The organism is Caballeronia sp. LjRoot29 (assembly GCF_964252755.1).
Lineage (GTDB): Bacteria > Pseudomonadota > Gammaproteobacteria > Burkholderiales > Burkholderiaceae > Caballeronia.
Genome location: NZ_CAXUPU020000022.1, coordinates 45,187 through 58,067 on the forward strand (window position 1 = coordinate 45,187; position 12,881 = coordinate 58,067).

14 protein-coding genes and 1 pseudogene are annotated in these 12,881 nt (G+C 60.2%); 5 read left to right on the forward strand and 10 right to left on the reverse strand.

Features of this window, described 5'->3' with window-relative positions:
• Nucleotides 1–14 precede the first annotated feature (14 nt).
• The gene (locus ACSQ83_RS22440; protein WP_436229661.1) at nt 15–2,027 is read left to right on the forward strand and encodes an FUSC family protein; all 2,013 of its coding nucleotides are present in this window, start codon (nt 15–17) and stop codon (nt 2,025–2,027) included.
• Between the two features lie 18 nt (nt 2,028–2,045).
• Here ACSQ83_RS22440 and ACSQ83_RS22445 read toward each other — a convergent pair whose 3' ends face one another.
• On the reverse strand, nt 2,046–2,450 hold the full coding sequence (locus tag ACSQ83_RS22445) for a DUF6632 domain-containing protein (RefSeq protein ID WP_436229662.1): 405 nt from the start codon (nt 2,448–2,450) through the stop codon (nt 2,046–2,048).
• A 119-nt stretch (nt 2,451–2,569) separates the two neighbouring features.
• Nucleotides 2,570–3,427 (reverse strand): SDR family oxidoreductase, encoded by an 858-nt coding sequence (locus tag ACSQ83_RS22450; RefSeq protein WP_436229663.1) that lies wholly within the window; start codon nt 3,425–3,427, stop codon nt 2,570–2,572.
• 24 nt (nt 3,428–3,451) lie between these two features.
• Between ACSQ83_RS22450 and ACSQ83_RS22455 the strand changes: the two genes are divergently transcribed.
• Both ACSQ83_RS22455 and nudC read left to right on the forward strand, forming a co-directional pair.
• On the forward strand, nt 3,452–3,880 hold the full coding sequence (locus tag ACSQ83_RS22455) for a winged helix-turn-helix transcriptional regulator (RefSeq protein WP_436229664.1): 429 nt from the start codon (nt 3,452–3,454) through the stop codon (nt 3,878–3,880).
• A gap of 236 nt (nt 3,881–4,116) precedes the next feature.
• Nucleotides 4,117–5,073, forward strand: coding sequence for an NAD(+) diphosphatase (gene nudC, locus ACSQ83_RS22460; protein WP_436229665.1), 957 nt, complete (start codon nt 4,117–4,119; stop codon nt 5,071–5,073).
• A 72-nt stretch (nt 5,074–5,145) separates the two neighbouring features.
• On the opposite strand, the gene ACSQ83_RS22465 is transcribed toward nudC, so the two are convergent.
• Entirely contained in the window at nt 5,146–5,610 is a 465-nt protein-coding gene (locus ACSQ83_RS22465; RefSeq protein ID WP_436229666.1) for a ribonuclease, read from the reverse strand.
• 226 nt (nt 5,611–5,836) lie between these two features.
• Nucleotides 5,837–6,484, reverse strand: a pseudogene (locus tag ACSQ83_RS22470) (3-oxoacyl-ACP reductase); the annotation flags it as partial.
• On the opposite strand from ACSQ83_RS22470, the gene ACSQ83_RS22475 reads away from it, so the two are divergent.
• The gene (locus tag ACSQ83_RS22475) at nt 6,435–6,968 is read left to right on the forward strand and encodes a zinc-binding dehydrogenase (protein ID WP_436229667.1); all 534 of its coding nucleotides are present in this window, start codon (nt 6,435–6,437) and stop codon (nt 6,966–6,968) included. The pseudogene ACSQ83_RS22470 and the gene ACSQ83_RS22475 overlap by 50 nt on opposite strands.
• Nucleotides 6,969–7,074: 106 nt before the next feature.
• Here the strand turns inward: ACSQ83_RS22475 and ACSQ83_RS22480 are convergent, their stop codons facing one another.
• Entirely contained in the window at nt 7,075–7,971 is an 897-nt protein-coding gene (locus ACSQ83_RS22480; RefSeq protein WP_414952503.1) for a LysR family transcriptional regulator, read from the reverse strand.
• On the opposite strand from ACSQ83_RS22480, the gene ACSQ83_RS22485 reads away from it, so the two are divergent.
• The gene (locus ACSQ83_RS22485; RefSeq protein WP_436229668.1) at nt 7,970–8,125 is read left to right on the forward strand and encodes a hypothetical protein; all 156 of its coding nucleotides are present in this window, start codon (nt 7,970–7,972) and stop codon (nt 8,123–8,125) included. The genes ACSQ83_RS22480 and ACSQ83_RS22485 overlap by 2 nt on opposite strands.
• On the opposite strand, the gene ACSQ83_RS22490 is transcribed toward ACSQ83_RS22485, so the two are convergent.
• From ACSQ83_RS22490 to ACSQ83_RS22510, 5 genes are read right to left on the reverse strand one after another with little or no spacing between them, the layout of a single operon-like run.
• The gene (locus ACSQ83_RS22490; RefSeq protein ID WP_414952501.1) at nt 8,119–9,138 is read right to left on the reverse strand and encodes a branched-chain amino acid ABC transporter permease; all 1,020 of its coding nucleotides are present in this window, start codon (nt 9,136–9,138) and stop codon (nt 8,119–8,121) included. The two genes, ACSQ83_RS22485 and ACSQ83_RS22490, sit on opposite strands and share 7 nt — an antisense overlap.
• 10 nt (nt 9,139–9,148) lie before the next feature.
• Nucleotides 9,149–10,033, reverse strand: coding sequence for a branched-chain amino acid ABC transporter permease (locus ACSQ83_RS22495; RefSeq protein ID WP_436229669.1), 885 nt, complete (start codon nt 10,031–10,033; stop codon nt 9,149–9,151).
• A gap of 2 nt (nt 10,034–10,035) precedes the next feature.
• Entirely contained in the window at nt 10,036–10,800 is a 765-nt protein-coding gene (locus tag ACSQ83_RS22500) for an ABC transporter ATP-binding protein (RefSeq protein WP_436229670.1), read from the reverse strand.
• Nucleotides 10,800–11,570, reverse strand: coding sequence for an ABC transporter ATP-binding protein (locus ACSQ83_RS22505; protein WP_414952498.1), 771 nt, complete (start codon nt 11,568–11,570; stop codon nt 10,800–10,802). The genes ACSQ83_RS22500 and ACSQ83_RS22505 overlap by 1 nt, the downstream gene beginning before the upstream one ends.
• A 59-nt stretch (nt 11,571–11,629) precedes the next feature.
• Nucleotides 11,630–12,853, reverse strand: coding sequence for an ABC transporter substrate-binding protein (locus tag ACSQ83_RS22510; RefSeq protein ID WP_213769179.1), 1,224 nt, complete (start codon nt 12,851–12,853; stop codon nt 11,630–11,632).
• Nucleotides 12,854–12,881: the final 28 nt, after the last annotated feature.

Consider the following 12,881-nt stretch of genomic DNA (forward strand, 5'->3'; position numbering starts at 1 on the left):
ACAGCAAAAGTCCGATGACGATAATAGCTAAGCTCGTGTCTCTGGTAAGCCGTCGGACCCTGCGGACGGAAGGTCATGTGTTCGCCATCACGCCCGAGCGCATCGGGATTGCGGAAGGCATACACGCAGCACTTGCGATGGCGCCCATGCTCTGCGCCGCAGCGATTCTCGGTCATTCCGATATCGCTTTCGGCGCCGTCGCGGCATTCTGGAACTGTCTTTGCGATCCGCAAGGATCCAAATCACAGCGCCTGAAGGCGATGGCCATCTTCACGGCCATGGGCGTTGTCGTCATGCCGCTGGCGTCCTATGCCGCGCATTGGGGCTACGCGGTCAGCATTGTCACCCTCTTTATCCTGGTCTTCCTGTGTGGACTGACACGGTCCTACAAGCCCTCGCTCGGGCCCATGCCCGCGCAGGCAGGGCTGATTGCGTCGCTCGCGGTGGTGATCGGCGTTGCGTCGCCCGAACCGCTTGCCGCTGCACTCGCTCACGGTGGCTATTTTTTGCTCGGGTCAGGCTGGACCATGCTGTTCTGCATCTTCCTCTGGCCTGTCCCGTTCCCACAGTCCACGGGCTTCGCGCTCGCGACGATCTTCGGCAGGCTCGAGGACATGGCCGGGTTTCTGGAGTCGCTGGATTCGCGGCCTGGAATGGATGCGGAGGGCTGGACCGAATTCAATAGCGTTTATCGGCGCGGAGTGCGCATGTCGATCGAGCGCGGGCGCGCATTGGCGGCGCATGATGTTCGCAACGGCCCCGAACTGGGCCCGGGCGTCGACGCTGCCGGCAGGGTGTTTTCGGCGCTGATCGCTATCGGTCATGCCCGGCGCAATGCAGCCATTACCGTCCACGACGAGTCGCGGCAATTGCGCCAGGGCCTGCGACGGTTGCTGCAAAGCGTGGCCGCGCGAGCACGGCATGAACTGCCCATTCCCGATGCGCTGATCGCGCAGGCGAACGCGTTGTTGCGACAGACGGATGAGCGGACGGACCCGACGGCGATGGCCGTTGCCTTTGCGGCAAAGGCCATCGCCGGCCTCGCGGATCGTCAGCACAGGCTCGCAATCGATCCCGAGACGCCTGCGCCTGCCGCCGCTCCCGCGCTCAAGATTGAAAGGCTGGTGTGGATGCATGCGCTGAGGGTGGCTGTGGCATCGGTGATCGCTTACATGATCGGTACATCGCTGAGTGTCACGTTTGCATACTGGGGCGCAATCGCTGCCATCGTCGTGACCCAACCGGTTTCCGCCAATACATGGTTGCGTGTGCTGGAGCGCGCATGCGGCAGCCTGATCGGTGGAACGATCGCCGCTGTTCTTCTGGCGAGTCTGTTGGGTCCGGTCGCGGTGACATTGGCAATCTTGCCGCTTGCAGCGGCGACCGTTGCATTGAGGCTGGTGAACTACGGTCTGTTCGTCGTCTTCCTCACGCCGATGTTCATGCTGATGTCGGATTTCATCCATCCGGCGCAAGGGCTGATCGTCGCTCGCCTTACCAATGAATTCGTCGGCGCCTGCGTAGGCGTGGCGGCAAGCTTTCTTTTCTGGCCGCCGAAGGAAAGTAACGCGCTGAATGCCGTGATCTCAGCCGCGATTTCGGCCAACATGGCATTCGCGTCCGCTGTCCTTCGGATGGCCGGAGGATCGACCGCTACCCTTGATCGTCTGCAGCGCGAAGCCGGCTTGGCCAGCTCACGGCTTGAAGTGGCGAGAGAACGCATGCTCCTGGAGGGCCAGCGGCGATCTGCACGGCTCGAACAACTGCGGAACCTGATTGTCGCCGTGCGGGTGGTTTGCGGCGCCGCCGCGGTGATCGAAGTCCTTCGGAGCGGAGAACCGGACGCACATGACCGGGAGCGCGCCAATCGATACGATGAAATGACCGCCAAACTGCTGGAAGCCCTGACGTCGAGGAAAGCGCTGCAGTTGGGTCAGTCTGCAGAAACGCCGGCAGATGACCTCGAACAGGCGATCCAGCATCTCGTGACCGCATTCGATAGCTATGTGGGAACTGTATCCACCTGACCGATCTGAGCTACAACGTCATGCGAGCGAGCGCGCCTTGTCGCCACGCGGCGTGAAGAAAGCCAGTGCCGCCGCGACGATAAACAGCGCGGGAACATCGCCGAATAAATGACCGACATGGTTCGCCCCGTCCATCTCGACGCCGAAAGACTGCACGGCCATGATCACGCCGTGCACGACGCTCGACCACACCGTGAACCAGATCAGGCTCAGATGTTTCATCGGATCGCGCGACGCGATCAGCAGGAACACGCCGAGCGTCGCGTAGATACTGACGATCATCAGCGGGTAATCGGAATGCCCGCTGTGCCACGTCCAACCTGCGGGCCACAAGATCATCAGCGGCCAGATTGCAAACACGCAGATCAGCCCCACCACGATCAAAACGATGCGCAAGGCGGCGAGTCGTTGGGTGTCGTTCATGGTGGACTCCTTGAGCGCGGCGTGTTTGATTCACGATACTCCCGTGCGCCGCGTTGGAGCAACTGTCGGCGATCGCTAGGCCGTTAAACCCTTCGCCCTGGTTTAACGTGCTGACGTGCTCAAACGCCCGACGGTTTCGGACGCCCGAGCTTTACCATTTGCTGGAACATGAGGTGCGGCGCAACGCGGCTCGCGATTTTCAATACATTGCTCACGCCCGGGCGAATTTCGATTTTCCCTGCTTCGATACCCGCAATGGCACGGCTCGCGAGCACGCTGACCTTCATGCCTTTTTCGCCTTTCATTTCCTCTGCAAACTCGCCCCTAAATAGCGGTGTTTCGGTACCCGGGGGCGCCAATTCGACGACGGACACGCAGGTGTCGGCTAACTGCGCCCTCAGGCATTGCGTATAGGCATGAAGCGCGGCTTTTGACGCGCTGTATATAGGAGCTGCGGGGAAAGGAATAAACGCCAGACCTGAAGACACATTCACGATCAAGCTGTTTTTTTGCTTCAAAAGCAAAGGCAGGAAAGCCTGGACCATCCAGATGGGTCCCTTCAGATTTCCATCGACTTCAGTAGTCAGGTCACCCAACTGATGCGGCCGATTCAGTTTGATATTACGCATGGTTCCCGCGTTGTTCACCAGCGTGTCCAAAGCAGGAAACCGGTCACACACGGTTTTGTACAGCAACTCGATACTCGCTGGATCGCTAACGTCGCTCTGAAAAGTATGGAGTCCGGGGACGGCGCGCCGTGCATCTTCCAGCCTGTCGAGATCCCGACCCGTGACCAACACCGTATTGCCCAGAGCAATCAACTGCCGCGCCAACTCGATGCCGATCCCGCTCGTCCCGCCCGTAATCAATATGGTTCTGCCGATCATTTTCATTAGGTCACTCCCTATTTTTGGTGAACACGAGCGTAGTTTGACCCGCATACTCTCTACTGGGAAGAAGGCACCTGAAAGTTGCATACTTACCAAATGGAGAGTGTAAAGATGGAGCGAGTCCCGGAGTTCACCAAGGAACAGATCGCCGCCGCGCAGTACTACGCGAGCCTGACACCGCCAATCGATCTTGATCCTCGAATTGTGTCGTTAGTCAGGGATCTCATCGGCCGGGTCGCCGACAAATGGACAATGTTGATCCTCGACGTACTCGCGGAGAAATCGCCGCTGCGTTTTAGCCGGCTTAGCGAACTGGTCGAGGGAATCAGTCAGAAGATGCTCACGCAGACCTTGCGCGCAATGGAGCGTGACGGCCTGGTGATACGCACGGTATATCCGGTCGTGCCGCCGAAGGTCGAATACAAACTCACTGACCTCGGGATTACACTCGGCGCTGCGTTTTGTGGAGTCTGGGTCTGGGCGGCCAACAATCTGGATGCGGTAGAGAAGGCACGTCAAGATTTTGATGTACGGCCGTGATGCCTACCGACACGGCATTAAGTTCGGCTAGCTACGTCGGTGCAAATTCAAAACAGCGCGTTGTCATCAGCCTGGCGAAGTGCTCCGCGGTGACAGGGTGGCTAAACGTCGGTGCACTTCCAGCCAGTGGCTGGGAAATGGCTGGCGTCCTGCCCGTCGACGTCAACGGGAGCCCCAAGCGACGGACCAAACCCCGTGCCATACTTGCGGCTCCTCCCACCCATACGTGGACCGTGATGACCGCCCTTTCTGCGTCCATCGGCTTTAACTTCAATCCGCTCGACCGCCGCTCCGACAAGCGGGACGACCTTGCCTTTATCGAGCAACTGCGCAGCGACACCGCCACGCGCTTTCTCATCTTCGATGGCGACATCCCCTTGCTTAAGCGAGGCGGCGAACGTGACCCGTGGTTCCTCCCCAGCGAGACCGCAGCCTTCGGCCTGCCGCTTCATAGCGTATTCCTCGGAGTAGACACCGACGGCGCTGGACGCTTCGCGCTAGGCATCAAACTCGACCCGGCCCCAGACAACGCTTCGCCTGCCCGGGGCTATGACCGCATCGATCTTCGCTCGCTCGCGCTGCAAGACCTGGTCGATGCGGGTGTACTTGGAATCATGGCCCAGGCGAAGTCGATGCTCGACTGGCATCGACGCCATTCCTTCTGTGCGAACTGTGGCGCTGCAAGCCGCATTACGGCAGCGGGCTGGCAACGCATCTGCGATGTTTGCGACGCACGCCATTTTCCGCGGGTGGATCCCGTCGTGATCATGCTGGTGATAGACGGCGACCGGTGTCTGCTCGGACGCCAGCGCCAATTCGCCGCGGGCATGTACTCGGCGCTTGCGGGTTTCGTCGAGCCGGGCGAGACGGCAGAAGAAGCCGTGCGCCGCGAAGTGCTGGAGGAGGCTCGCGTGAAGTGTGCGCAGGTTGTCTATTTCGCGACGCAGCCGTGGCCGTTTCCTTCATCGCTGATGATTGGTTGCTTTGCGCAGGCGAGCGATACCGACATTGTCGTCGATACGAACGAACTCGAAGACGCCCGCTGGTTTTCGCGCCAGGAGGCTGCGGCGATGCTCGCGGGAACGCATGCGGACGGGCTGTCGGCGCCCAAGCCGTTTGCCATTGCGCATCATTTGCTGCAGGCGTACGTTCAGAAGGGTGACTCGGTACTACTTGGGCAAGGGCACCTGTAGCTCGCTTATCTAAAACGCAACGCCCCGGCGCATGCTCTGCAGGAGGCCCGGGGCGATTTTAATTAGCTTAAGTTATCCTACAATGCGTTTGAAACTGACGTAGTAATCGTCCGTGTAGTAGCAGTCGCCAGTCTGCTTGCGCAGTCCTCCACACACGATGCGGCGTAGTCCGCGATCCGCCGCACCAGGCGTGCGAACTGTGTAAGCGTGGTAATAGCCGCGCGGATGCTGCGGCAGCATTGCGGCGCTGTTGCGGAACAACACGCCGTCCTCGCCATAAGGGAAAGGGCCGCCTGCCTTGATCAGACGCAGTGTTTCGCCTGCTTCCGCCGGCAACTGCGCCTTAGCGATGGTGGCCAGCGCAGCCGATGTTCCCGATGCGGCGGGTGTGGCGCTCGCGGCCTGCCCAAGTGGCGCCGACGCCTCACTCGCGGATGAGGCCGGTTCCTGAGTAGCGTTTCGCGATCCATCCTTGCCGCATCCGTCGAGGATCGCGCTCAAGGCGAGGATGCAAGAGAAAGCCCATGCTCGCTTCACGATACGGTTATCTCCGGGTTGACCAGCATTCAGCGATCACGACCGATTTAAGAGTATCGCTAATAGCCGAGCGAATCAATGCTCGGTGGACCTAGGAATTTTTTAAAGGCCATCATGAAGCAAGTGGATCAAGCAGGTCGCAGTCAGAAACGTTTTGTAGCTGAGTCGGGCCGCGTCTAAGGAAGCAATCGGCAGACCCGAGTCGCTGCATGGAAACACTGGCGATTCAGCCCTTGACCAGTCCTCCGTCGACGACCAGGTTCTGGCCCGTCACCGCACGTGCCCACGGCGAGAGGAAGAACAGCACCGCGTCAGCGAACTCGGCGGGCGTCGTGACGCGGCGCAGCGGCGTGAATCCCGCGACCATATCGAACACGGCTTCGGGCGTTGCGCTGCTGGCGTCGGTGGTGCGCAGCAGGCCGCCCGACACCATGTTCACGGTAATGCCATCGGGTCCAAGATCGTTCGATGCGGTTCTCGTCAGCGCAAGCAACGCCGCTTTTGCCGCCGTGTAATCGTGATAAGGCACGACGGGATTCTGGAACAGATTGGTCCCCACATTGACGATTCGGCCGAAACCAGCAGCCCGCATCGCAGGCAACGCGGCCTGAATCGTGTGGAGCGCGCCCTTGAGCGCACCATCGATCTGCTGCTGAAAGCGCGCCCATTCGATATCGCCGATCTTCGGACGCGCATCGCCATCGAAGCTGAAATTGGCGAGTGCGTTGTTCACCACGGCATGCACCGGGCGGCCGCTTTTCGCCTGAGCTTCGTCGAAAAGACGTGCGACCGACGCTTCATCGGTGACATCGGCCTGGACCGCTATGACGCGCGGCCCGAGTCGCTCGACGAGCGCCCTCGCCTGCGTTTCGCTCGTCTTAGGCGGCGCCGGGAACGTCGGCGCTTTTGCCGTTCAACTCGCCCACCGCACCGGCGACTTCGTGTTAGCCAGTGCATCGCGTCGAGATACGGACTACGTCATGGCTCTCGGTACCAATCAGGTTATTGATGTGCGCGAGCAATCATTCGACGAATATCGGCACTCGTTTGATGTCGTGATCGACCTGATCGGCAGTGACGCGCTTAATCGTTCCTTTGACGCCGTCAAACCTCGGGGACAAGTAGTGTCGGCGGCCGCCGAGCCGAACGCTGAACGCGCGGCGGCAGCTCAGATACGTGCGAAATTCATGCTGGTTAGCGTCACGACTTCAACGCTCCTTGCACTTTCAGAGTTATTTGAAACGGGAGCGCTCCGAACACGGGTTGGAGAAATTTTCCCGTTGTCGCAGGCGCGTGTTGCCCATGAGATGCTCGAGGGTCGAAAGCACGCGCCGGGGAAAATTGTGCTTGTGCCTTAACCAGAAATTCGCAGTCAGGTGAACGCTGCCGGGCATTGCGCCGTAGCGTCAACGCGCACGTCAAGCTGCGCCAGTACGTTCCCGCGGGCGGAATCGATATCGGTGGTTAAGCTTCGTTCGCAAGCTCGCTCAGTTCGCCACGATATTGCTTTGAAGCATCGAGAAGCCAGTCGCGAAAGGCACGAATAGCCGGCGATGATTCCTTTTGCTCCGGCACCACGAAGTAGTAGTCCTTGGCGCCCGGCACCAGCATCTCCCAAGGCACGGTCAATTCCTTCGACGCGATCTCGTTCTGCACATAGCTGCGGGGCACGAGCGCCACACCCGCCTTCGCGCGTGCCGCTTCAATCAGCAACGCATACATGCTGAAACGCGGACCGCGTAATGCTTTCGGATTGGGCGCGCCCGCCAGCTCGAACCAACGGGACCACGCCTCGGGTCTCCCCGTCTTGTGCATGAGCACGAAATCCGCGAGATCCGACGCCTTCGCGCAACGAAGCCCGCCAATGAGATCCGGGCTGCAAACGGGGATGAGTTCTTCCGTGAACAAATACGTTGTGGTCGCATTGGCCCAAACGGGATGGTCGAAATGAATCGTTGCGTCGAACGCCTCCTCCGAAAAGAGAAACGGCTCCTCACGCGCGATGATGTTGATCGTGATGTCGGGATGCAGTGCCGCAAACTCTCCCAAGCGTGGCATCAGCCACTTGAGGGCGAACGTGGGCAGCACGGCAAGATCGAGCGTGATGCGCCCGGCGTCATAGCCCATTGCGAGCGTGGTATCCATCTCCAGCTTGTCGAGACTCTGCTGGACGAGCGCGCTGTAGGTCCTGCCCGCATCGGTCAGTTGCAGGCGGCGCTTGACGCGGCTAAAAAGCGGGGTGGCAAGGTACTCTTCAAGCAACGCGATCTTCTTGCTGACCGCGCTTTCGGTAACGGACAACTCCTCTGCTGCATGGGTAAAACTCAGGTGGCGCGCCGCGGACTCGAACGCGATCAGCATGCTGGTACTCGGTATTTTTCTGCGCATCACTTCCCTGCCCGATAGACTCGTAGACAAGGCCGCTGCCGTACGTAACGCGATACGCGGCGCGGTGCGCATTGGAATGCCTTTCACCTCGCAGCTCGCCAAGCTTGACACCAGCGACCTTTATTGATGGGCATGATCGCTGCGCCGACGGGGAAATTTTTCTCGCTGCCGCGCTGTTTCAATACGCTTGAACAGCGCCAGTATCTCGCCCACGATACCCTTGCGAAGGGCAAGCACGCAGACAATGAAGATAAACCCCGTGACGATGGTGACCGAGTCGCCCAACGTACCGAACCAGTTTACACCAGTCACCGAGGCAAGCCAGTTACCGATATCACCGAGCTTGTCCTCCAGCAGGACGATGATCAACGCGCCCACAATGGGACCGAACAGCGTGCCCAGGCCACCCACGAGCGTCATCAGCACTACGAGGCCGGACATGCTCCAGTGCGCGTCGGTCAGGGTCTCGAAACCGAGCACCATGGCTTTCATCGCGCCGGCGAGGCCCGACAACGCCGCGGATAATACAAACGCAAGCATCTTGTAGCGGTCGACCTGGTAGCCAAGCGAGATCGCGCGTGGCTCATTTTCCCGGATCGCGCGCAGCACTTCGCCAAAGGGAGAGTGGATCGTGCGCATGATCAGCGCGAAGGCCCCCACGCTGATCGCCAGTATGACGAAGTAAAGAACGAGATCATTCGACAGGTCGACCAAGCCAAAGAGCCTGCCGCGAGGAATGCCTTGCAAGCCGTCCTCGCCTCCTGCAAACGGCGCCTGCAGGAATACGAAGTACAGCATCTGCGCAAGCGCGAGCGTGATCATCGTGAAGTAGATGCCCTGCCGCCGGATGGCGAGTGCGCCCATCACCAACCCGATCAATGCGCCGGCCAACGTGCCCAGCGCGAGCCCGGCTTCTGTTGATACGCCCCAGGACTTGAGCGCGTAGCCTGCGACATAGCCCGCCGCCCCAAAGAACGCCGCGTGACCGAACGACAACAGCCCGGCATAACCCACCAACAAGTTGAATGAGCAGGCGAACAACGCGAAGCACAAAATCTTCATCAACAGGACCGGATACAGCACGGTCGGCGCAACGCACGCCGCCGCGAGCAGCAGGCAATAACCCCAACGCTTCTTCATGTCACCCGCCTCACTTCTCTTTACCGAACAGACCGGCAGGACGCACGATCAACACGATCGCCATCACGATGAACACCACGGTCGCCGACAGTTCCGGATAGAACACCCGCGTCAACCCCTCGATCACACCCAACCCGAGACCAGTCAGGATCGAGCCAAGGATGGACCCCATGCCGCCTATCACCACGACCGCGAACACGACGATGATGACGTTCGATCCCATCAACGGCGACACCTGTATCACCGGCGCGGCCAGCACGCCGGCAATGGCGGCCAGCGCCACGCCGAAACCATAGGTTGCCGTCACCATCAGCGGCACGTTGATGCCGAACGCTTCCACCATCTTCGGGTTCTCCGTGCCGGCGCGCAGGCTCGAGCCAAGGCGCGTCTTCTCGATCACGAACCAGGTCGAGAAGCAGATCACGAGCGATGCCGCCACCACCCACGCGCGATAGTTGGGCAGCATCATGAAGCCCAGGTTGGTGACGCCGTCGAGCGCGTCGGGCACCGGGTACGGCTGGCCCGACACGCCGAAGACCGAGCGGAACAATCCTTCGATCATCAGCGTGAGCCCGAAGGTCAGCAGGAGCCCGTACAAGTGATCGAGTTTGTAGAGCCATCGCAACATGGTTTTCTCGATCAAAACACCAAACAAACCTACGACGACTGGCGCCAGCACGAGCATCCACCAGTAACCGATGCCCAGGTAATTGAGGCCCATCCAGGCGAGGAAAGCGCCAAGCATGTAGAGCGTGCCATGCGCAAAATTGATCACGTTGAGCAGGCCGAAGATCACCGCAAGACCGAGTGACAACATGGCGTAGAACGAGCCGTTCACGAGGCCGAGCAGCAGTTGGCTCATCAGCGCCTGAATGGGTAAGCCGAAAATTTCCATGGTCAGATGCTGAGCGGTTCGTTGAGGGTTTGCGCTTTCGAATCGAGCTCGGCGGCGGCGAACGACTCCACAATCTGGCCGTGCTCCATCACGTAGAAGCGGTCGGCGAGCGGCGCCGCAAAGCGGAAATTCTGCTCGACCATCACGATGGTGTAGCCGCGCGCTTTCAGCATGGTGATCATCCGAGCGAGCGCCTGGACAATCACGGGAGCAAGGCCTTCCGATATCTCGTCGAGCAGCAATAATCGCGCGCCGGTGCGCAGTATCCTCGCCACCGCGAGCATCTGCTGCTCGCCGCCCGAGAGCCGCGTGCCCTGACTGTGCCGGCGCTCCGCGAGGTTGGGGAACATCGCGTAGATCTCGTCGAGCGACATGCTCCCGTGCTTCGTCGATACAACCGGCGGAAGCAGAAGATTTTCCTCGGTCGTCAACGACGAAAAAATACCCCGCTCCTCGGGGCAATATCCCACGCCGCGCCGCGCGATTCTGTAGGTCGGCAGGCTGACTGTCTCCTCGCCGTCGATGCGAATCGAGCCGCGGCGCGTGCCAACCAGGCCCATGATTGCCCGCAGGGTGGTGGTGCGGCCAGCGCCGTTGCGCCCCAGCAAGGTCACGACTTCGCCGCGCTTCACCGTGAGATTGACGTCGTGGAGGACGTGCGACTCGCCATACCATGCATGCAGGCTGGTGATCGACAAAGCCTCGTCGGCCGCTCGTACGTCCTCGTGTATCCGGGCTGCGACCGGTCTCTCTTGCACGCTGCTCATCACTGCGTTCCCTCAAGCGCCTCAACTGCCGATCCCATGTACGCTTGTATGACCTGAGGGTTGCAAGACACTTCGTCGTAACTGCCTTCGGCGAGCACCGTGCCCCGCTGCAACACGCTGATGCGATCGCAAATACCCGCGATCACTTTCATGTTGTGCTCGACCATCAGGATCGTTCGGCCCGCCGATACTTTCTTGATCAATGACGTCACCCGGTCGACGTCTTCGTGGCCCATGCCTTGAGTCGGCTCATCGAGCAGCATCAACTCGGGTTCCATCGCGAGCGTAGTGGCAATCTCAAGCGCACGCCTGCGGCCATAAGGCAGGTCCACAGCAACCGTGTCCACGAAACTTCCAAGGTCCACTTCGTCGAGCAACGCGATCGCACGATCGTTGAGACGGGAAAGGCTGCGGCCGCTCTTCCAGAAGTGATACGACGTTCCAAGCGAGCGTTGCAGACCAATCCGCACGTTCGCGAGCACACTCAGGTGCGGGAACACCGCCGAGATCTGAAACGAGCGGACAATGCCACGGCGAGCGATCCGCGCCGCCGGCTCGGCGGTGATGTCCTGACCATTGAACAGGATTCGTCCCGAGGTGGGTGCAAGGAACTTCGTCAGCAGATTGAAGCAGGTAGTTTTCCCCGCGCCGTTCGGCCCGATCAGCGCATGGATGTGACCACGTTCGATATGAAGATCGACCGCTTCAACTGCCGTAAAGCCTTTGAAGACCTTCGTCAGACGCTCGGTCTTCAGGATGAAATCCTGCATTGCCACGCTCGCTCGATAGGGGTTCGTGAAGTTCGTGAGGGCTGGATGCGCGCGGGAGCCTACTGCTTCGCAAACGTGCAGCTGCCCTTCGCGATCGACGGATAAGCCTCGTTGCCCGGAACAACCGCACGCACGTTGTAGTAATCCCAGGGCTTCTTCGACTCCGCCGGCGTCTTCACCTGCATCAGGTACATGTCGTGGACCAGCAGGCCGTCCTTGCGAATCACGCCGTTCTTCGTGTACATGTCGTTGACCGGCGTGTCTTCCATCTTCTTGATGACCGTCGCTGAGTCGTCGGTGCCGGTAGCCTTGATTGCCTCGAGATAGTGAAGCGTGGACGAATAGTCCGCCGCCTGGATCGCCGATGGCATCTTGCCCATGCGCTTGTAATAACGCGCCGACCACTTGCGGGTTTCGTCGTTCAGGTCCCAGTACCAGCCCTCCGTGATGTAGAGGCCCTGCGCGGTCTGCAAGCCAAGCGCATGCACGTCGGTGATGAGCACCAGCAGCCCTGCAAGCTGTTGCTTGCCTGCGCCCAGCAAGCCGAACTCGCGCGCCGACTTGATGGCGTTGATCGTGTCGGAACCCGCATTCGCCAGGCCGATGATCTTCGCGTGGCTCGCCTGTGCCTGCACCATGAATGACGAGAAGTCCGACGCGTTGAACGGATGCTTGACCGAGCCGACAACCTTGCCGCCGTTGGCCGTGATAACCGCCGAGGTATCGCTTTGCAGCGAGTAACCGAACGAATAGTCGGCGGTCAGGAAGAACCAGGTGTCGCCTCCTTGCTTGACGATGTACTTACCCGACACGTTCGCGAGCGACGCAGTGTCGTGGTTGTAATGCAGGCTATAAGGCGTGCAATCCTCGTTGGTGATCCGCGTCGTGCCTGCACCGGTGACGATCGCGATACGCTTCTTGTCGTTGGCGATCTTGATGGTGGCAAGCGCCGTGGCCGAGCCCGAGTTGTCCGCGAGCATGTCCACGTGTTTCTCGTCGATCCACTCACGCGCCGTGCTCGCGGCAATGTCGGCCTTGTTCTGGTGATCGGCCGAGATCACCTCGATCGGCTTGCCGTTCACCTTGCCGCCAAAATCTTCCACGGCCATTTTCACGGCCTCAACCGCGCCCTTGCCCGCAAAGTCCGAGAACGTGCCGCTCATGTCGGTCAGCACGCCAATCCTCACCACATCACCCGACATCCCCGGCTGCGCGATGGCAGCTGCGCTGAACAGCGCCAGTGCTGCTCCGGCTAACGCCCCTATTGTTCTTTCCACTTTCATTTCCGTCTCCGTTGCTGTCATCGCCTTG